This is a genomic window from Burkholderia ubonensis, assembly GCF_902833085.1.
In the GTDB taxonomy this organism is placed as follows: domain Bacteria; phylum Pseudomonadota; class Gammaproteobacteria; order Burkholderiales; family Burkholderiaceae; genus Burkholderia; species Burkholderia ubonensis.
Window position 1 is genome coordinate 562,010 of the sequence record NZ_CADFEB010000004.1, and the last position, 18,601, is coordinate 580,610.

Genomic DNA, 18,601 nt, shown 5'->3' on the forward strand with positions numbered 1-18,601 from the left:
GATTCAGCCGGTCGAAACGCGGCGAACGATTATCTGTGGCGCAGGCATCGGCAACGAACATACAATTCGGACATGGATGGTGGCAGCGACGCAGAGCATACCTTCGATCGCCGTCATCGAACAATACGCGCGCCGGCTGCCGCACGCGTCAATGCCACGACCACTCCAGACCATGTCCACCGGACGGCCCGACGACGCAATGCACGCGCCCCGCGATGACGAGGCCGACATCCGTCGGCGCGATCCGCACTTCCGCTTTGCGGACGACATTCCGCGCTACTGGTATCGCGGCCAAAGTCGCGTGACGCGCTTCTTCGACGCGTTCTCGATCATGTTTCCGCTCGGCGAGAAGTTTTTCGTCGACAGCGTCAGGCAGTACCGCGATGCGTTGCCGGCCGACGGCATGCTCGCCGCCCAGGTGGATGCGTTCCTGCATCAGGAGGCAACGCATATCCGCGAACACCGCGCGTACAACCGACGCCTCGCTCGTCAAGGCATGCCCGTCGACGCGCTCGAAGCGATCATGCAGCGACGGCAGCAACAATGCCGACGCGTCGCATCGCCGCTGCTGCGCCTGACATTCACCGCGTGTCTCGAGCATTACACGGCCATTCTCGCCGATCTGCTGTTGCGCGATCCGGCTATCCTCGACGGCGCCGACCCGTCGATGGCCGCGATCTGGCGGTGGCATGCGGTCGAGGAAACCGAACACAAGACGGTTGCTTTCGATGTGTTTCGCGCGTGCGGCGGCGGGGCCGTCAAGCGCTACGTCATGCGGACTGCGGCGATGCTCGGCGTCACCGCGTGTTTCGTCGTCGATCTGGGGTATTTCGTCACCCTTCTCGCCGTCGCCGATCGCGACGCCCGTAACTGGCGGAGCTGGGCGCGGCTGGGCTGGTGGCTGTTCGGCGCGCCGGGCGTGTTCACCCGCGTGCTGCCCGCGTGGCTGGCGTGGTTTTCGCCGCGCTTTCACCCCGGCCGGATCGGCAACCCGGCAACGCTTGCCGCGGCCCGCGCAGCGCTCGCTGCCGCCGATGCCGCAGCGACGGAGTCCGTATGATTGCGTCGCATCCGGCCTGGTTGCCGTACGGCTTCGACGACTGGCGGCGACACTACCCGTCGACGCCGTTCGAACGCGCGCCCGCGGCACTCGACTGGACGGCGCGCTTCATCGACTGCTGGCACGCGTCCGGCGCCGCGGCGCGCGCGAACACCATCATCGTGCTGATTGCCGGACTTTATTCCGAGTGGATTCCGGCGTGCTTCCGGCATGCGGCGCGCGCGCTGCATGCCGCGCGGCATCCGGTCCTGCGCGTGCCGGTCCGCTCGTCGCGCGGCGTCGTCGAGCAGGGGCGGCATATCGTGCGTGCGCTCCGTGCACGCATGCCGGCCGGCAGTCGCTTCATCGTCCTCGCCCACAGCAAGGGCGGGCTCGATGCGTTGGCGGCGCTGCATGCCGATTCCGGGCTGCGTGCCCGCTGCGACGGCATCGCGCTCGTTCAGCCGCCAGTCGGCCCGAGCGCGATCGTCGACGGTCTGCTCGATCGACGCGGCGCGCGCATCGATCCCGCATGGTTGCGCTGGACGGCGGGCAAGCTGTTGCGCACGCGCTGGCTGCATGCCGGCTCGCGCGACATCGGCAGCGGCCGTGATTCCGGCATCGCGAACCTGTTGTCCGCGCTGCCCGACGATTTGCACTGCGTGCATGTCGTGAGCTGGTCGGTAGAGCGCCAGTCCCGCTTCGATGCGCATCACCCGCGCCTCGATCGCTATCGCCCCGGATGTGCGCACGACGGACAGTTCTATCTTGACCACCAGACGATTCGCGGCATGCCGCAAGTGTGCGTGCCGCATCTCGACCATGGCCAGCCGGTACTCGGTGGCGCGGGCTTCGACGCGGGGCGCTTCTGGCTTGCGCTAGTCGCGCTCCTTGATGCGACACGGCCGGCCACGGCCGCCGGCGCTCAGACCAGGTAAATCTCGAAGCCGGGCATCCGCTCGTCGTCGCTTAGGTCAAGCGCGGGCGTGCCCGGTGTGGACAGCGTGTACAGGTCCATCGGCAGCGCGGTATATCGATAGCCGCGCAGCGCGGACCAGAGCGGATCATGATCGTACAGGCACAGCTGGATCAGCGCGTAGCGGCTCCGCTCCCGTTGCCAGACCGCGTTCAGCAGCGCCTGCGCGATGTCCGGGTCGCGCCCGCTCACTTGCAGGTGAGTCAGATAGATGTCCCGCAGCGCGTGACCGGGTGCGGCGATCCGGGGGCGCCCAAGCAATGGCGCGACTGCGTTGAAGCCGTGGCGCAGTGCGCCGAGTTCCCACGGCAGTCGTTCCAGTACGATGCGCTTGATGCACCCCGCATCCCACGGCGCGACGCAGCCCACGATGCGACGGTTCGCGTTGCGCGCCACCAGGAAGGACTCGATCCCGAAGTCCGGCCAGACGCTCAGGCGCCGCTCGAATTCGGCCCGGGTAAAGACGCAGCCGAAGGGTTGGGAACGCGATTCGCGGTCCAGGAACTCGCGCAGCGCTTCGGTATCGTCCGCTGACGCGTTCGTTACCGTGACAGGGCGGGTGCGTCGGGCGGTCATGCGCCGCGCGTAGATCGACACGTTGCTGTAGCCGCGCCAATGCCGGAACCCGAGCCGGGCCGGCTTGCCCGCGCCGAACAGCGATTGCATCGCCATCCGGTTGTCGCGGATGACGCAGCAATACGCATGATGGACGCCGTCATGCGCGGCCAGTTCTGCGAGGCGATCGCGTACATAGCCGGTCCATGTGCGCGTCAGATGGCGATCGGGTGCGATGCGCAGGTCGCCAAGATAGGCGATACGCTGCGCGTTTCCGGCCAGGTAGCCATCGCGGACGACCAGGCTCGCCATTCCCTTGAGATGGCCGGCGTCGTCTTCCGCGAGCCATGTTCGATAGTCATCCGAATGACAGCGGTGCAGCGCGAAATAATCCGGCGCGCGATCGAAGCGCAGCGGCATCCCGCCGCGCATCGCGTAGCGCGTTTGAAACGCGAGGAGCCGTTCGTTGTCGACCGCCGCTGCCGGCCGGATTCGCGTCATCCGCTCATTCACCGGCGAAGATCCGTCGCGCCATCGGCTTGAGGTTTTCCGGCGTCAGTTCGCACAGGCAGACGAGCTCGTCGCCGCGCGCATAGTGAGGATTGCGTTCGAGGAAGTAGGTGACGTCCGGCAGTCGCCGATGCGCGTCCGGCACGCCGGCGAGGATGGGGGCGAGGCGGCCTTGCGGCACCGGGAAGTTGAGCACGCCCGACGCGGAGTCGTACACGCGCCCGAAGCGCTCGACGGCAAGGTGATCGAGCAGCGCCTGGGTCGCTGGCGCGGTCGGCCGGTCGAAGCGTGGTGCGAAGTCATGCGCGAATGCCCGCAGGTAGCGGTACGTGCGATGCCCCTTGCAAATGAGAAACCAGTAGAGCGCGACGTCGGGCGAGAGCCGCTTGAGTTCGCCGGCGAGCCGGATCCAGCTGAACGCGAGCTGCTGGCTGCCCCAGCAGGCGGGATCCACGATCGTATCGCCGGAAAACAGGACGCGCAGCGCCGAGTCGTTCCACTGCTGGTCGTAAAGCTTCAGCGTGGAAAAACCGCGCATCTGCCCCGTGTCGTCGCGCATGACGATGCAATGTGTCTTGTCGTCGAGGTCGTGTTCGAAGCGCTCGAATTGCGTGTCTCGGTAGCAGGACGAATAGAGCGCATACATCTGTGCAATGTCGACGTCGCGCAGCTGCGCACGCGTCATGGAACTGGCTTGAAGCGGCATGGCGTCGTTATTCATGCGAGCTGAAACGATTTATCATCATACTCGATCGAGCCGCTCCCTTTTTCTCATGCGCGCCACGCCTCCTTTTCCCGCCTCTTCCGCACCGCCTGCCCCCAACGCGTGGCGCTGGCTTGCAATCTACGTCGCCGTGTCGGGCGCACTCTACTTCTGGGTCACGCATGCGCCGCTGGCGCCCGTGCACCTGTTGCGTCCCGGGCCCTACGACGCGTTCGTTCCGCGCGTGCCCGCCAGCGTGCCGCTGTATCTGAGTTACGCGCTCGTCATGCCGTCGATCGTCTGGTTCGGCCGGCGCTGCGATTGGCTGCTGCCTGCGTTTTTCGCAGGTGCGCTTGCCGCTGGCCTCTGCCTCGTCAGCCACGTGTTCTGGCCGACTGCCGTGATCCGGCCGCCTGTCGCGACCGGATGGCTCGCATGGCTGTACCGGATCGATACGCCGCTCGCCGCGAGTCCGAGCGGCCATGTCGCGCTGCCCGTCGCGGTCGCGGTGGCGCTGGCCGCGCTGCGTGCCCGGGCTGCGCGCTACTACGCTGCGTGGAGTGCGGTGCTGGCGCTCACGGTCCTGACGACCGGCCAGCATCTGCTTGGAGACATGCTGGTGGGCGTCGCGCTTGGCATTGGCGTGGGCAGTGCGACGGCCGTGCTCGTCCGTCTCGACGTCGACCTGCGTACGGTCGGTGCATTGCTGCTCGAATGGCTCTGCATCATCGTCATGCTGCGGATCGCGCTCGAGGCAGGCCATTGGGCGGTCTACCTGCTGGCGGCCGTCGTTGTCGCCACGCGGCAGCACGCGTTGTTCATCCTGTATCACGATGCGACGCACTACCACTTGAGCCGCCGCCGTTTCGCGAACGACTATCTGATCAACGTCGCGATCGGCGTGCCGGGACTCGTGCCCATCGAGTTTTACCGCCCGCTGCATCTCGCGCACCATCGGCACGTCGGTACTTCACAGGACCCCGAACGGAATTTTCTGTATCACGCGCAGCCGTGGAAATTCGAGCCGCTCGATGCGTTGCCGCTCATCCGGCAATTGCTTGGCGATCTGCTCGTGGTCAACATGGTGAAGAACATGCGTGCGTACCGACGCGCGAACGGACGCGGCGCGTCCATCACGCTGCCGCTGCTTGCGGCAGTCGCGACATGGGGCGTCCTGCTCGCTCCGCTCGTGCATGCGTGCACGGTTCGCGATCTGCTGACGCTCGTGGCGCTCTGGTTCGCGCCGCTCGTCACGATCGGCGCGCTGCTGCAGAAAATCCGCAGCATCGCCGAACACAGCGGTGGACCGGGCATCACGCCCGGCTGGCACGATTGGACCTATTCGTGGCGCGTCGGGCTGCTGGGACGCTTCTTCATCTGGCCATACAACATCAACTATCACCAGCAGCATCATCGTGAGCCCAACGTGGCGTGGCATCGCCTGCCCGAACTGCGTGCATCCGGCGAGCCGGTTCTATCGTCGCGGCAGTTGCCTGCGCTGCTCTGGTCCGGTGCGTCCGACCCAGGCGGGCAAGGATGGAAGAGGGGGCGTTAGTGTTGGCTGCGCGACGAGCGCTTGCGGGGCGGGGGCGTCGCGCTGATCTTTTTGCCGGTCACGAGCGCGCGTGCGGGGAGTTGCATTTGTTCGGCCATGGCTTGGCAACTGCAAGCCCCGTTCGGGCTTGCCGCCATTGGCAATTGGACGCCGTAAACGACAAAGGGTTAGCCGAAGCTAACCCTTTGTTTTGTTTGGTGGCGAATCAGGGACTCGAACCCCGGACCTGCGGATTATGATTCCGTCGCTCTAACCGACTGAGCTAATTCGCCGAAGACTTGAATTATGCTGATGCCCACCCGGTGTGTCAACACCTTTTTTCATATTTCTCGAAAAAAGTTGCCGGCGCCGCGCTCCGGCCCGCTGCAAGCGGCCGAAGCAGGCGCCTCGACCGTCAATCCTGCGCATAGATATTCGAATCCTTCGTCTCCTTGACGAACAGCAGCCCGATCACGAACGTGGCCAGCGCGATCACGATCGGATACCACAGCCCCGAGTAGATGTTGCCCTGCGCCGCGACGATCGCGAACGCGGTTGCCGGCAGGAAGCCGCCGAACCAGCCGTTGCCGATGTGATACGGCAGCGACATCGACGTATAGCGGATCCGCGTCGGGAACATCTCGACCAGCATCGCGGCGATCGGCCCGTAGACCGCCGTCACGTAGATCACGAGGATCGTCAGGATCACGATCGTCATCGGCCAGTTGAGCTGCGACGGATCGGCCTTCGCCGGATAGCCCGCGGACTTCAGCGTCGCGGCGAGCGTCTTGTCGAACGCCGCGCCCTTCGCCTTCGCGTCGGCCGCCTTGCCGTCGTAGGCGTCGATCACGGTGTCGCCGACCTTGATCTGCGCGTTCGTGCCGGCCGCCGCCGCGACGTTCTCGTAGTTCAGGCCCGCCTTCGCGAGTGCGCTCTTCGCGATGTCGCACGAGTTCGTGAACTTCGACGTGCCGACCGGGTTGAACTGGAACGAGCAGGTGGCGGGATCGGCGACGACGGTGATCGGCGCCTTCATCGTCGCGAGCTCGAGCTGCGGGTTCGCGTAGTGCGTGAGCGCCTTGAACAGCGGGAAGTAGGTCAGCGCCGCGATCAGGCAGCCCGCGAGGATGATCGGCTTGCGGCCGATCCGGTCCGACAGCGAGCCGAAGAACACGAAGAACGGCGTGCCGATCAGGAGTGCGATCGCGATCAGGATGTTCGCGCTCGAGCCGTCGACCTTCAGCGTCTGCGTGAGGAAGAACAGCGCGTAGAACTGGCCCGTGTACCACACGACGGCCTGGCCGGCCGTCAGGCCGACGAGCGCGAGGATCACGATCTTCAGGTTCTTCCACTGCCCGAACGCCTCGGTCAGCGGCGCCTTCGACGTCTTGCCCTCGGCCTTGATGCGCAGGAACACCGGCGATTCGTTCAACTGCAGCCGGATCCACACCGACACGGCGAGCAGCAGGATCGACGCGACGAACGGCACGCGCCAGCCCCACGTGCCGAACGCTTCCTCGCCGATCATCGTGCGCACGCCGAGGATCACGAGCAGCGACAGGAACAGGCCGAGCGTCGCGGTCGTCTGGATCCACGCGGTGTAGAAGCCGCGCCGGTGCGAGGGCGCATGCTCCGCGACGTAGGTCGCCGCGCCGCCGTACTCGCCGCCGAGCGCGAGGCCCTGCAGCAGCCGCATCGCGATGAAGATCACCGGCGCGGCGATGCCGATCGACGAGTAGCCGGGCAGGAAGCCGACCACGAACGTCGAGATGCCCATGATCACGATCGTCACGAGGAACGTGTGCTTGCGGCCGACGAGGTCGCCGAGCCGTCCGAACACGATCGCGCCGAACGGGCGCACCGCGAAGCCGGCCGCGAAGCCGAGCAGCGTGAAGATGAAGGCGGCGGTCGGGTTGACGCCGGAGAAGAAGCTCTTGCTGATGAAGGCCGCAAGCGAGCCGGCCAGGTAGAAGTCGTACCACTCGAACACGGTGCCGAGCGACGATGCGAAGATCACCTTCTTCTCTTCGCCGGTCATCGGCGCGCGCGCAATTTGCCCGCCTAACGTTGCCATGAATCGTCTCCAAGTCTTTTGATATAGGTGTTGGGTCGCCCTGGAAGGCGAGCCTGTCGACGATTATTGGCAGGCAAACTTACGGCGCACTGACTCGCAGGCACAAAACGATGCCACGTTAACCCGCGGCGAACGGCTGTCTTCGTGTGTCGTTCGCTCGGGAAACGGCGCGCAAGTTCGTGCAATCAGCGGCGTTGCGGCAGGATGCTGCGGCGCATGTCAGGGTTATTCCGGGGCCGGGTCGTGCAAGGGGAGCGTCACGCGCACGAGCGTGCCCGCGAGACGCGGCGTCTCCTGGTAGACGTGATCGTCGAGCGTCAGCGTGCCGCCGTGCTGCGCGACGATCTCGCGCACGATCGCGAGCCCGAGGCCGCTGCCGTCGCCTTCGCGGCCGAGGATGCGGTAGAAGCGCTCGAGCACGCGCTCGCGTTCGGCGGCGGGGATGCCGGGGCCCGTGTCCTCGACTTCCAGGTGCACGAGCCGCGCGGCGCGATCCTCGCGCACCCGCACGGTGATGCGGCCGCCTTCCGGCGTATAGCGGATCGCGTTGTCGATCAGGTTGCCGAGCATCTCGCGCAGCATCAGCGGATTACCGTCGACGTCGAGCGGCGCGCCATCGTCGCCGGCGTCCGGGCCTTCGTAGCCGAGGTCCATCCGCTTCGCGAGCGCGGCCTGCACCCAGTCGCGCACCGCACGCCGCGCGAGCGTGGCGATCTCGACGGGCTCGAACATCAGCCCGCTTGCGCGATTCTCGGCACGCGCGAGCGCGAGCAGCTGCGTGACGAGCCGCGCGGCCTGCTCGGAACTCGTCGCGATCTGTTCGAGCGAGCGCTGCACGTCCGCCGACACGTCATGGCGCAGCGCGAATTCGGCCTGCGTGCGCAGCCCGGCGAGCGGCGTCTTCATCTGGTGCGCGGCGTCGGCGATGAAGCGCTTCTGCAGCGCCATGCTCTGCTCGAGGCGCGCGAGCAGGTCGTTGAACGACGTAACGAGAGGCTCGATCTCGGGCGGCGCGCGCTGCGCCTCGACGGGCGACAGGTCGTCCGGACGCCGCGCGCGGATGTGGGCCTGCAGCGCGTTGAGCGGCGCGAGCCCGCGCGACAGCCCGAACCAGACGAGCAGGATCGCGAGCGGCAGGATCACGAATTGCGGCAGGATCACGCCCTTGATGATGTCGTTCGCGAGTGCGTTGCGCTTGTCGAGCGTCTCGCCGACCTGCACGAGCACCGGCTGCGGGCCGCTCGGCTGCGGCAGCGCGACCGTCGTATACGCGACGCGGACGTCGTTGCCGCGCAGCAGGTCGTCGCGGAACGCGACGACGCCCGGCGGCGGACGGTCCTCGTCGCGCGGCAGCGGCAGGTCCGCTTCGCCCGCGACCAGCTCGCCGCGCGTGCCGAGCACCTGGAAATAGACGCTGTCGACGTTGTCCGCGCGCAGGAAGTCGCGGGTCGCCTGCGGCAGCGTCAGCTCGGCGACGCCGTTGACGGGGTGGATCTGCCGCGCGAGCACGTATGCGTTGGTCTCGAGCGCGCGGTCGAACGGGCCGTTCGCGATCGTCTTCGCGACGAGATACGTGACGGCGATGCTCATCGGCCACAGCAGCAGGAGCGGCGCGAGCATCCAGTCGAGGATCTCGCCGAACAGCGAGCGCGGCCGCGCGGCTTCGGGTGCGTCGGTTTCGTCGGGTGGTGCGAACGGGTTCTCGTAGCGCGCGTCGCGTGCGGCGTCGGCGGCGGAAGCGGGCTCGCCGGTCGGGTGGGGGGAACGGGCCGGCGTGGCCATCGCGGCGACGGCCGGCCGTCAGCGCAGCGGCGTGCCGGCCGACGCGGGGTGGGGCTCCGCCGCGTCGGACGGCGGGGGGGCGGCGACTTTCTCGAGGCAGTAGCCGAGCCCGCGCACGGTGGCGATTCGCACGCCGCTCGGCTCGATCTTCTTGCGCAGCCGGTGTACGTAGACCTCGATCGCGTTGTTGCTGACTTCCTCGCCCCATTCGCACAGATGGTCGACGAGCTGCTCCTTCGACACGAGGCGGCCGATCCGCTGCAGCAGCACTTCGAGCAGGCCGAGCTCGCGCGCGGACAGGTCGAGCACGCGGTCGTTCGCGTACGCGATGCGGCCGACCTGGTCGAACGCGAGCGAGCCGTGCCGCACGACGGTCGGGCCGCCGCCCGCGCCGCGCCGGGTCAGCGCGCGCACGCGCGCCTCGAGCTCGTTGAGCGCGAACGGCTTGGCCATGTAGTCGTCGGCGCCGAGGTCGAGGCCCTTCACGCGCTCGTCGACGCTGTCGGCGGCGGTCAGGATCAGCACCGGGAGGTTGGAATTGCGTGCGCGCAGGCGCTTCAGGACGTCGAGCCCGGACAGCTTCGGCAGGCCGAGATCGAGGATCAGCAGGTCGAACGTCTGCATCGACAGGGCCGTGTCGGCCTCGACGCCGTTCTTCACGTGGTCGACGGCATAGCCCGATTGGCGGAGTGACCGGGTGAGGCCGTCCGCGAGTATGCTGTCATCTTCGGCGATGAGAATTCGCATGTGCGTAACCGGTGGCCGGCAGGGCGATCATGCCGGCGCGGCTGTCTCCGAAGTGGTTCGTGTGTTGCGCGGCCCAATTGCGGGCTTGCATAAAACACTGTTTTTTTATACAGTGTCTGCATTCGTGCGCAGCGGCTCGTCCGGCGCACCTCAATCAGACGCTGCTCATCATAGCAAAGGACGATTCATGGAAGATAGCAAGAAAGGCTCCGGGCTGACTGCAGAGAAGAGCAAGGCGCTGGCCGCCGCGCTCGCGCAGATCGAGAAGCAGTTCGGCAAAGGGTCGATCATGCGCATGGGCGACGGTGAAGCCACCGAGGACATCCAGGTCGTGTCCACGGGCTCGCTGGGCCTCGACATCGCGCTCGGCGTCGGCGGCCTGCCGCGCGGCCGGGTGGTCGAAATCTATGGTCCGGAATCGTCCGGCAAGACCACGCTCACGCTGCAGGTGATCGCGGAGCTGCAGAAGCTCGGCGGCACCGCGGCGTTCATCGACGCCGAACACGCGCTCGACGTCCAGTACGCGGCGAAGCTCGGCGTGAACGTGCCGGAACTGCTGATCTCGCAGCCGGACACCGGCGAGCAGGCGCTGGAAATCACCGATGCGCTGGTGCGCTCGGGCTCGATCGACATGATCGTCATCGACTCGGTCGCGGCGCTCGTGCCGAAGGCCGAAATCGAAGGCGAGATGGGCGATTCGCTGCCGGGCCTGCAGGCGCGTCTGATGTCGCAGGCGCTGCGCAAGCTGACCGGCACGATCAAGCGCACGAACTGCCTCGTGATCTTCATCAACCAGATCCGGATGAAGATCGGCGTGATGTTCGGCAACCCGGAAACCACGACGGGCGGCAACGCGCTGAAGTTCTACTCGTCGGTGCGTCTCGACATTCGCCGGATCGGCTCGATCAAGAAGAACGACGAGGTGATCGGCAACGAAACCCGCGTGAAGGTCGTGAAGAACAAGGTGTCGCCGCCGTTCCGCGAAGCGATCTTCGACATCCTGTACGGCGAGGGCATCTCGCGTCAGGGCGAAATCATCGACCTCGGCGTGCAGGCGAAGATCGTCGACAAGGCGGGTGCCTGGTACAGCTACAACGGCGAGAAGATCGGTCAGGGCAAGGACAACGCGCGTGAATTCCTGCGCGAGAATCCGGAAATCGCTCGCGAGATCGAGAACCGCATTCGCGAATCGCTCGGCGTCGCCGCGATGCCCGATGGCGCAGGCAACGAAGCCGAGGCGATGGACGAAGAAGAGTGATGGTCAGGCGCCGGGGCGGAACAGGCGGGCCGGAGGAGCACGACGCGCGCAGCGCGCCGGGCGATTCCGACCGGCGCGTCGCGTCCCCTGGCGCCAGCCGGCGGTCCGCGGGCGCTTCAGCCATCCATGCCGCGAACCGCACCGCGACGAGGGCATCCGACGATGCCCTCGTTTCATTTGAAGTGACCGCGCCGGATGATCCGTTCGAACACGACGAATCGTTCGATGCGCACGACCGCGCGCGCCGCCGCGTGTCCGGCGTCGGCTTCCCGCGCGAAAGTGCGTCCTCCGCTGCGTCCGCCGCAGCCACGGAAGACGTCTACACCCGCACGAGCCAGAACCCGCGTCGCACGCGCCGGTCGTCCGGCACCGCCGCCGACGCGGACGGCGGCGCATCGGCGCGCAAGCCTTCGTCTTCGAAACCCGTTCGGTCGTTGAAGGGCCGCGCGCTCGGCTACCTGTCCCGGCGCGAGTACAGCCGCGCCGAACTGGCGCGCAAGCTCGCGCCTTATGCCGGCGAAGACGAATCCGTCGAGCCGGTGCTGGATGCGCTGGAGCAGGAAGGCTGGCTGTCCGACGCGCGTTTCGCCGAGAGCCTCGTGCATCGCCGCGCGTCGCGGGTCGGCGCCGCGCGGATCGTCAACGAACTGAAGCGCCATGCGGTCGGCGACACCCTCGTCGACGAGGTGAGCGCGCAGCTTCGAGAGACGGAATGGGCACGCGCGCAGGCGGTCTGGCGCAAGAAATTCGGTGCGCTGCCGCAAACGCCCGCCGAGCGCGCGAAGCAGGCGCGCTTCCTGGCGGCGCGCGGCTTCTCGAGTGCGACCATCGTGAAGTTGCTGAAGTGCGGGGATGACATGTTCGGCGACGACTGATCGCCGAAGTCGCGCGCGGTGCGCGATTTTGCTGCAATGCAACCACTTCCTGACAGGCGGGAATACCCGCCGTCACGTCGGCCTGTCCCAAATACCCGATATGGTAAAATCCGCCGGTTTTCCTCTTCGGCCTCAACCTCCAGCATGCCGCTATCCGAGCCCGTGCCCCGTCAGTTGCGACATCGACGCGCAATCCGAGCGGAAGCCTACGAGCGCGGCGACGGCTTGTGGGACATCGAAGCCTGCCTGACCGACCACAAGCCGCGCGACGTCGCGCTTGCGTCGGGCATCCGGCCCCAGGGCCTGCCGATCCACGAACTCTGGCTGCGCGTGACCATCGATCGTGACCTCAATGTCGTCGACGCCGAAGCGTCTTCGGAATGGGTGCCGTATCCCGGTCACTGTCAATCCGCCGCTCCCGCCTATCGGGCCCTCGTCGGGCTCAATCTCTTCCGCAATTTCCGCCGCAATGCGAACCGCCTGCTGGCCGGCGTCGCGGGCTGCTCCCACCTCACCGAACTGTGCGCCGTGCTGCCGACGGCGGCGATCCAGGCGTTCGCCGGTGACGTGTGGAACGTGCGCGAGGAGGGCGGCGAAGCGCCGGATCACGACGGCGCGCACGACGACGCACCGTTCCAGCTCGGCCGCTGCCGTGCGCTGCGGTTCGACGGCGAGGTCGTGCGGCAGTACTACCCGCGCTGGTATGGCGCGAGCCGGCCGGAAGGCGGCACGAAGGAATGAACGGAAATCATTCGAAGAAGCGTCCTGAACGACTTTTCATCCAACTCTCAGACTGAAGGGAATCACGCATGAAGATTCACGAGTACCAGGGTAAGGAAATCCTGCGGAAATTCGGAGTCGCGGTACCGCGCGGCAAGCCGGCGTTCTCGGTTGACGAGGCCGTCAAGGTGGCGGAAGAGCTCGGCGGCCCGGTTTGGGTCGTCAAGGCTCAGATTCACGCGGGTGGCCGTGGCAAGGGCGGCGGCGTGAAGGTGGCGAAGTCGATCGAGCAGGTTCGCGAATACGCGAACCAGATCCTCGGCATGCAGCTCGTCACGCACCAGACCGGTCCGGAAGGCCAGAAGGTCAACCGCCTGATGATCGAAGAAGGCGCCGACATCAAGCAGGAACTGTATGTCAGCCTCGTCGTTGATCGCATCTCGCAAAAGATCGTTCTGATGGGTTCGAGCGAAGGCGGCATGGACATCGAAGAAGTTGCCGAAAAGCACCCGGAACTGATCCACAAGGTCATCGTCGAGCCGTCGACCGGCCTGCTCGACGCCCAGGCCGACGATCTCGCCGCGAAGATCGGCGTGCCGGCTGCTTCGATTCCGCAAGCGCGTGCCATCCTGCAAGGCCTGTACAAGGCATTCTGGGAAACCGACGCATCGCTGGCTGAAATCAACCCGCTGAACGTCTCCGGCGACGGCAAGGTCATCGCACTCGACGCGAAGTTCAACTTCGACTCGAACGCGCTGTTCCGCCACCCGGAAATCGTCGCGTACCGCGACCTGGACGAAGAAGATCCGGCTGAAATCGAAGCGTCGAAGTTCGACCTCGCGTACATCTCGCTCGACGGCAACATCGGCTGCCTCGTGAACGGCGCGGGCCTCGCGATGGCGACGATGGACACGATCAAGCTGTTCGGCGGCGAGCCGGCGAACTTCCTGGACGTCGGCGGCGGCGCGACGACCGAGAAGGTCACGGAAGCGTTCAAGCTGATGCTGAAGAACCCGGACCTGAAGGCGATCCTCGTGAACATCTTCGGCGGCATCATGCGCTGCGACGTGATTGCGGAAGGCGTGATCGCCGGTTCGAAGGCCGTGAACCTGAACGTGCCGCTCGTCGTGCGCATGAAGGGCACGAACGAAGACCTCGGCAAGAAGATGCTGGCCGATTCGGGCCTGCCGATCATCTCGGCGGACAGCATGGAAGAAGCCGCGCAGAAGGTTGTCGCGGCTGCCGAAGGCAAGTAACGCTATCGTCGAATACGCATGGCGGCGCGGCTGACACGCGACGCCAATCGAACAGAGGTCAAAATACATGTCGATTCTGATCAACAAGGACACGAAGGTCATCACGCAGGGCATTACCGGCAAAACCGGTCAGTTCCACACGCGCGCCTGCCGTGAATATGCAAACGGCCGCGAAGCATTCGTCGCGGGCGTGAACCCGAAGAAGGCCGGCGAAGATTTCGAAGGCATTCCGATCTACGCAAGCGTCAAGGAAGCGAAGGCAGAAACCGGCGCGACCGTGTCGGTCATCTATGTTCCGCCGGCAGGCGCTGCTGCTGCGATCTGGGAAGCGGTCGAAGCCGACCTGGATCTCGCGATCTGCATCACGGAAGGCATTCCGGTCCGCGACATGATCGAAGTGAAGGACCGCATGCGCCGCGAAGGCCGCAAGACGCTGCTGCTCGGGCCGAACTGCCCGGGCACGATCACGCCGGACGAACTGAAGATCGGCATCATGCCGGGTCACATCCACCGCAAGGGCCGCATCGGCGTCGTGTCGCGTTCGGGCACGCTGACGTATGAAGCCGTTGCGCAGCTGACGGCGCTGGGCCTCGGCCAGTCGTCGGCGGTCGGCATCGGCGGCGACCCGATCAACGGTCTGAAGCACATCGACGTGATGAAGATGTTCAACGACGATCCGGACACGGATGCGGTCGTGATGATCGGCGAAATCGGCGGTCCGGACGAAGCCAACGCCGCTCAGTGGATCAAGGACAACATGAAGAAGCCGGTCGTCGGCTTCATCGCGGGCGTCACGGCGCCCCCGGGCAAGCGCATGGGCCACGCCGGCGCGCTGATCTCGGGCGGTGCGGATACGGCCGAAGCGAAGCTGGAAATCATGGAAGCGTGCGGCATCACCGTCACGCGCAACCCGTCGGAAATGGGTCGCCTGCTGAAGAAGGCGCTGTAAATTCCGCCTGGGTTCGTCCTGCAGAAAACGCCGGCCCAGCCGGCGTTTTTTGTTACTCTCGCAAAATATTCCCGTAAGGCTGCGCGCGCATCGTGCGGCCGGCGGCGAACCCGCGTGCGCCTGCGCCCGGCAGACTGTCCACCCCGCGTCCGTCCATGCTCGAATTCCTGTCCACGCTCCACTGGGGCGCCGTGTTCCAGATCGTCGTCATCGACATCCTGCTCGGCGGCGACAACGCGGTCGTGATCGCGCTCGCGTGCCGCAACCTGCCGGCGAACCAGCGCCTGCGCGGCGTCGTCTGGGGCACCGTCGGCGCGATCCTGCTGCGGATCGTGCTGATCGCGTTCGCGGTCGCGCTGCTCGACGTGCCGTTCCTGAAGTTCGCGGGCGGCGTGCTGCTGCTGTGGATCGGCATCAAGCTGATGGCGCCTGCCGCCGACGCGCACGACGACGTCAAGCCGGCCGACAAGCTGTGGGCCGCCGTGAAGACGATCGTGATCGCCGACGCGGTGATGAGCCTCGACAACGTGATCGCGATCGCCGGCGCGGCGGAGCGGGCCGACCCGTCGCACCGGCTCGCGCTCGTGATCTTCGGGCTCGTCGTGAGCGTGCCGATCATCGTGTGGGGCAGCACGCTGGTGCTGAAGATGCTCGACCGTTTTCCGGTCATCGTCACGCTCGGCGCGGGGCTGCTCGGCTGGATCGCCGGCGGGCTGATGGTGAACGACCCGGCCGGCGACCGCTGGCCGCTGCTCGACACGCCGGCGGCGATCCATGGCGCGAGCATCGCCGGCGCGCTGATCGTCGTCGTGGCCGGCTACGCGCTGAGGAAGCGCCGTGGCACGTCGGGCGCGCCCGGTTCGCATTGACGCGTTGGCCGTCCGGCCGACTGCCGGCCGCGCGGCCCGCTGGCTACGATCGAAACGCCTGCCTTGATCGGCAGGCGTTTTTCGTTTCCGGAGCCTGTCATGTTCGAAGCCTTTTCCGTTTCCCTGTTCCGCCGTCTGGTCGTCGACCTGCGGCGGGCGCGCCGGCGTCTCGCCGGTTTCACGCTGATCGAGCTGATGATCGTGCTGGCGATCGTCGGCGTCGTCGCCGCCTATGCGATTCCCGCCTACCAGGACTACCTCGCGCGTTCGCGGGTCGGCGAGGGGCTTGCGCTCGCGTCGTCCGCGCGGCTTGCGGTAGCCGACAACGCGGCGAGCGGCGCGGGCCTCGCCGGCGGCTACAGCCCGCCGGCCGCGACCCGCAACGTCGAGTCGGTCCGGATCGACGACGAGACGGGCCAGATTTCGGTCGTCTTTACCGCCCGCGTCGCGGCCGGCGACGCGAACACGCTGGTACTGGTGCCGTCCGCGCCCGACAAGGCGGAGGCGCCGACCGCGCGCGTGGCGCTCAGGAAAGGCGCGATGCAGGCGGGCGCGATCGCGTGGGAGTGCTTCGCCGCGGGCAAGCAGGCGTCGTCGCTGCCCGCGCCGGGGGCGGGGCCGCTGCCGGCCGAAGCCGCGACGCTGCCGGCGAAGTATGCGCCGGCCGAGTGCCGCGCGTAGCGGACGGGCAGGGCGGTGTTCGCCGGATCGATGCAGTTGGCCATGCATCCGGCGTGACGGCTCAGCACAGAGCGGGGAAAGTTTTGTATAGTGCGCCGGTTGCTGATATCCGGTTTGCTCATGCCCTCTTCCTTTTCCCGCTCGTTGCCGCTCGTCGCGCTGGCGGTCGCCCTGATCGTGCCGTATGCGATCACGAATCACACGTATCCGATTCCGACCTTCTATTCCGAGTTTTCCGCGCTGGCGCTGTATCTGCTGCTGGGCGCATCCGTGGTCCTGCTCGTGCGGACGAGCCGGCCGGCCACGCCGTTTGCGGCGCCGGCCGCGTTCGCCGCGCCGCTCGGCTTCGCGGCCGTGCTCGTCGCGCAGGTCGCGCTGATGCCGCTGCGCGTGCCGTCGATGAACTGGCTGGCCATCGGCTACCTCGGTGCGGCGCTGGTCGCGATGCAGGCGGGCTACGCGCTCGCGCGCGAGCAGCTCGCGGAAGCGGCGGCGCGGATCATGGCGGGCGCCTTGCTCATCGGCGGCGTGTTCGCCGTGTTCTGCCAGGTCGTGCAGTTGTTCCGGCTCGAGTCGGTGCTGTCGCCGTTCGTCGTCGTGTACAACATTGCGACCGAGCGCCGGCCGTACGGCAACATGGCGCAGGCGAACCACCTGGCGACCTACATCGCGTTCGCGCTCGCAGGCGCCCTGTATCTGGTGCAGACGCGCCGGCTCGCCGTGTGGGCGTGGCTGATGCTGTCGGTCGTGCTGTCGGGCGGGCTCGCGCTCACCGTGTCGCGCGGGCCGTGGCTGCAGGTCGCGGTGATGGTGGTCGCCGGCTTCTGGATGGCGTGGGCCGAATCGCGCGACAAGCCGGGCACGCCGGCCAACGTGCGTGCGCGGGCGTGGCTGATGCCCGTGCTGCTCGCCGCCGTGTTCGTCGCGGTGAACGGCGCGGTGCGCTGGGCGAACCTGCACTATCACCTGAATCTCGCGGTGTCGGCGGCCGAACGGATGCGCGACGCAGGCCAGATCGCGCCGCGCCTCGCGCTCTGGAAGTACGGCCTTGCGATGTTCCGCGAGCATCCGCTGCTCGGCGTCGGCTGGGGCGAGTTCCCGTCGCACCAGTTCGCGCTCGCGCGTGCGCTCGGCGGCGTCGAGATCGCGAACAACTCGCACGACATCTTCATCGACCTGCTCGCGAAATCCGGCCTGCTCGGCCTCGGCGTGCTCGTCGTCATGCTCGTGCTGTGGTTCGTGCGCGCGCTGCGCGCGCCGCAGACGAGCACGCGCGTGTTCGGTTTCGCGCTGGTCGGCGTGCTGCTGATGCACGCGCTGGTCGAGTATCCGCAGCAGTACATGTTCTTCCTGCTGCCGGCGATGTTCGTGATCGGCCTGCTCGAGGCAAAGCCGCTGCGCATCGTGCCGGGCCGCGCGGCGTTCGCGCTGTTCGTGCTGCTGACGTTCGGCGGCCTGCTCGCGGCGCTGCCGGTGTTGCGCGACTATCAGCGCGCGGAAGTGCTGTATTACGGCACCGACCCGGCCGCGCAGTATCGCGACGCGCCGTCGCTGCTGTTCGGCGCGTGGGGCGACTACGGCGCGGCGACGCTGCTCACGCTTTCACGCGACGCGTTGCCGGCCAAGCTGGCGGCGCACGAACGCGCGATCGCGCTGCTGCCCGGCGAGACGGTGCTGCGCCGCTATGCGGTGCTGCAGGCGCTGGACGGCCGCGACGCCGACGCGCTGGATACGATCGCGCGCCTGCATGTTTTCGCGAAGGAACTGAAGGACTGGCCGCAGCAGCTCGCGGCGCTGTACAAGCTGTGTGACGAACAGCCGTCGCTGAAGGCTTTCAAGGCGGCCTTGGTCGCGAAGTACGGGGAAGTGCCGGCCGACGCGCTCGACGAGTCGGACGACGACGACGCCGAGTAAGCCGGCCCGCCGATTCGCTCGCTCCGGGCGCGTTCGGCGTCGCATCGATTACGCCGCGGATCGCGCGGATTCCCGGCGGTCTGCGGCGGATTCGTGTCAAGCATTGTCAAATCGCCCTGCCGGCCGGGCAGGGCGCGCACAATGCGCGCAAGTGTCGCG

At 67.0% G+C, this 18,601-nt stretch carries 16 protein-coding genes and 1 tRNA gene; 11 read left to right on the plus strand and 6 right to left on the minus strand.

Features of this window, described 5'->3' with window-relative positions; genetic code table 11:
- Positions 1 to 76: 76 nt before the first annotated feature.
- Both HWX31_RS13830 and HWX31_RS13835 read left to right on the plus strand, forming a co-directional pair.
- Positions 77 to 1,060 carry a metal-dependent hydrolase gene (locus tag HWX31_RS13830; RefSeq protein WP_244143743.1) on the plus strand — a complete coding sequence of 328 codons (984 nt, stop codon included), beginning with the start codon at positions 77 to 79 and terminating at the stop codon, positions 1,058 to 1,060.
- Positions 1,057 to 1,977 carry a hypothetical protein gene (locus HWX31_RS13835; protein ID WP_174963756.1) on the plus strand — a complete coding sequence of 307 codons (921 nt, stop codon included), beginning with the start codon at positions 1,057 to 1,059 and terminating at the stop codon, positions 1,975 to 1,977. The genes HWX31_RS13830 and HWX31_RS13835 overlap by 4 nt, the downstream gene beginning before the upstream one ends.
- On the opposite strand, the gene HWX31_RS13840 is transcribed toward HWX31_RS13835, so the two are convergent.
- Both HWX31_RS13840 and HWX31_RS13845 read right to left on the minus strand, forming a co-directional pair.
- Positions 1,965 to 3,083, minus strand: a complete 1,119-nt coding sequence (locus HWX31_RS13840; RefSeq protein ID WP_244143744.1) for a hypothetical protein — start codon at positions 3,081 to 3,083, stop codon at positions 1,965 to 1,967. The two genes, HWX31_RS13835 and HWX31_RS13840, sit on opposite strands and share 13 nt — an antisense overlap.
- On the minus strand, positions 3,076 to 3,765 hold the full coding sequence (locus HWX31_RS13845; protein ID WP_244143745.1) for a hypothetical protein: 690 nt from the start codon (positions 3,763 to 3,765) through the stop codon (positions 3,076 to 3,078). Before HWX31_RS13845 ends, HWX31_RS13840 begins: the two co-directional genes overlap by 8 nt.
- Positions 3,766 to 3,853: 88 nt before the next feature.
- Here HWX31_RS13845 and HWX31_RS13850 point away from each other — a divergent pair, with 88 nt between their 5' ends.
- Positions 3,854 to 5,338: a fatty acid desaturase family protein gene (locus tag HWX31_RS13850; RefSeq protein ID WP_174963759.1), complete on the plus strand. Its 1,485-nt coding sequence runs from the start codon at positions 3,854 to 3,856 to the stop codon at positions 5,336 to 5,338.
- Positions 5,339 to 5,533: 195 nt separating this feature from the next.
- Here HWX31_RS13850 and HWX31_RS13855 read toward each other — a convergent pair.
- The 4 genes from HWX31_RS13855 to HWX31_RS13870 all read right to left on the minus strand — a co-directional run bounded on the left by HWX31_RS13855 (position 5,534) and on the right by HWX31_RS13870 (position 9,920).
- Positions 5,534 to 5,610, minus strand: a tRNA-Met gene (locus HWX31_RS13855).
- Positions 5,611 to 5,732: 122 nt separating this feature from the next.
- Positions 5,733 to 7,391 carry an MFS transporter gene (locus HWX31_RS13860; protein WP_174963760.1) on the minus strand — a complete coding sequence of 553 codons (1,659 nt, stop codon included), beginning with the start codon at positions 7,389 to 7,391 and terminating at the stop codon, positions 5,733 to 5,735.
- Between the two features lie 225 nt (positions 7,392 to 7,616).
- Entirely contained in the window at positions 7,617 to 9,173 is a 1,557-nt protein-coding gene (locus tag HWX31_RS13865) for a sensor histidine kinase (protein ID WP_174963761.1), read from the minus strand.
- 18 nt (positions 9,174 to 9,191) lie between these two features.
- The gene (locus HWX31_RS13870; RefSeq protein ID WP_059615490.1) at positions 9,192 to 9,920 is read right to left on the minus strand and encodes a response regulator transcription factor; all 729 of its coding nucleotides are present in this window, start codon (positions 9,918 to 9,920) and stop codon (positions 9,192 to 9,194) included.
- A 187-nt stretch (positions 9,921 to 10,107) separates the two neighbouring features.
- Between HWX31_RS13870 and recA the strand changes: the two genes are divergently transcribed.
- The 8 genes from recA to HWX31_RS13910 all read left to right on the plus strand — a co-directional run bounded on the left by recA (position 10,108) and on the right by HWX31_RS13910 (position 18,442).
- A complete protein-coding gene (gene recA, locus HWX31_RS13875; RefSeq protein WP_059526678.1) occupies positions 10,108 to 11,178 on the plus strand; it encodes a recombinase RecA in 1,071 nt (356 codons plus the stop codon).
- Positions 11,178 to 12,053: a recombination regulator RecX gene (gene recX / locus HWX31_RS13880; RefSeq protein ID WP_174963762.1), complete on the plus strand. Its 876-nt coding sequence runs from the start codon at positions 11,178 to 11,180 to the stop codon at positions 12,051 to 12,053. The genes recA and recX overlap by 1 nt, the downstream gene beginning before the upstream one ends.
- A gap of 144 nt (positions 12,054 to 12,197) precedes the next feature.
- Positions 12,198 to 12,794, plus strand: coding sequence for a DUF2889 domain-containing protein (locus HWX31_RS13885; protein WP_029226350.1), 597 nt, complete (start codon positions 12,198 to 12,200; stop codon positions 12,792 to 12,794).
- Between the two features lie 68 nt (positions 12,795 to 12,862).
- Positions 12,863 to 14,029, plus strand: coding sequence for an ADP-forming succinate--CoA ligase subunit beta (sucC, locus tag HWX31_RS13890; protein ID WP_010090787.1), 1,167 nt, complete (start codon positions 12,863 to 12,865; stop codon positions 14,027 to 14,029).
- Positions 14,030 to 14,096: 67 nt separating this feature from the next.
- Positions 14,097 to 14,978, plus strand: a complete 882-nt coding sequence (gene sucD, locus HWX31_RS13895; protein ID WP_010090788.1) for a succinate--CoA ligase subunit alpha — start codon at positions 14,097 to 14,099, stop codon at positions 14,976 to 14,978.
- A 155-nt stretch (positions 14,979 to 15,133) separates the two neighbouring features.
- On the plus strand, positions 15,134 to 15,847 hold the full coding sequence (locus HWX31_RS13900) for a TerC family protein (RefSeq protein WP_174963763.1): 714 nt from the start codon (positions 15,134 to 15,136) through the stop codon (positions 15,845 to 15,847).
- Positions 15,848 to 15,946: 99 nt separating this feature from the next.
- The gene (locus tag HWX31_RS13905) at positions 15,947 to 16,528 is read left to right on the plus strand and encodes a pilin (protein WP_174963764.1); all 582 of its coding nucleotides are present in this window, start codon (positions 15,947 to 15,949) and stop codon (positions 16,526 to 16,528) included.
- Positions 16,529 to 16,648: 120 nt separating this feature from the next.
- Complete coding sequence (locus HWX31_RS13910; RefSeq protein ID WP_174963765.1) at positions 16,649 to 18,442, plus strand: PglL family O-oligosaccharyltransferase; 1,794 nt, start codon at positions 16,649 to 16,651, stop codon at positions 18,440 to 18,442.
- Positions 18,443 to 18,601: the final 159 nt, after the last annotated feature.

Excerpts from the sequence above, each read along its gene's own strand:
- HWX31_RS13830 (WP_244143743.1), top strand. The coding sequence starts at position 77 with ATGGTGGCAGCGACGCAGAGCATACCTTCGATCGCCGTCATCGAACAA.
- HWX31_RS13835 (WP_174963756.1), top strand. The coding sequence starts at position 1,057 with ATGATTGCGTCGCATCCGGCCTGGTTGCCGTACGGCTTCGACGACTGG.
- HWX31_RS13845 (WP_244143745.1), bottom strand. The coding sequence starts at position 3,765 with ATGACGCGTGCGCAGCTGCGCGACGTCGACATTGCACAGATGTATGCG.
- HWX31_RS13850 (WP_174963759.1), top strand. The coding sequence starts at position 3,854 with ATGCGCGCCACGCCTCCTTTTCCCGCCTCTTCCGCACCGCCTGCCCCC.
- HWX31_RS13860 (WP_174963760.1), bottom strand. The coding sequence starts at position 7,391 with ATGGCAACGTTAGGCGGGCAAATTGCGCGCGCGCCGATGACCGGCGAA.
- HWX31_RS13865 (WP_174963761.1), bottom strand. The coding sequence starts at position 9,173 with ATGGCCACGCCGGCCCGTTCCCCCCACCCGACCGGCGAGCCCGCTTCC.
- HWX31_RS13870 (WP_059615490.1), bottom strand. The coding sequence starts at position 9,920 with ATGCGAATTCTCATCGCCGAAGATGACAGCATACTCGCGGACGGCCTC.
- recA (WP_059526678.1), top strand. The coding sequence starts at position 10,108 with ATGGAAGATAGCAAGAAAGGCTCCGGGCTGACTGCAGAGAAGAGCAAG.
- recX (WP_174963762.1), top strand. The coding sequence starts at position 11,178 with ATGGTCAGGCGCCGGGGCGGAACAGGCGGGCCGGAGGAGCACGACGCG.
- HWX31_RS13885 (WP_029226350.1), top strand. The coding sequence starts at position 12,198 with ATGCCGCTATCCGAGCCCGTGCCCCGTCAGTTGCGACATCGACGCGCA.
- sucC (WP_010090787.1), top strand. The coding sequence starts at position 12,863 with ATGAAGATTCACGAGTACCAGGGTAAGGAAATCCTGCGGAAATTCGGA.
- sucD (WP_010090788.1), top strand. The coding sequence starts at position 14,097 with ATGTCGATTCTGATCAACAAGGACACGAAGGTCATCACGCAGGGCATT.
- HWX31_RS13900 (WP_174963763.1), top strand. The coding sequence starts at position 15,134 with ATGCTCGAATTCCTGTCCACGCTCCACTGGGGCGCCGTGTTCCAGATC.
- HWX31_RS13905 (WP_174963764.1), top strand. The coding sequence starts at position 15,947 with ATGTTCGAAGCCTTTTCCGTTTCCCTGTTCCGCCGTCTGGTCGTCGAC.
- HWX31_RS13910 (WP_174963765.1), top strand. The coding sequence starts at position 16,649 with ATGCCCTCTTCCTTTTCCCGCTCGTTGCCGCTCGTCGCGCTGGCGGTC.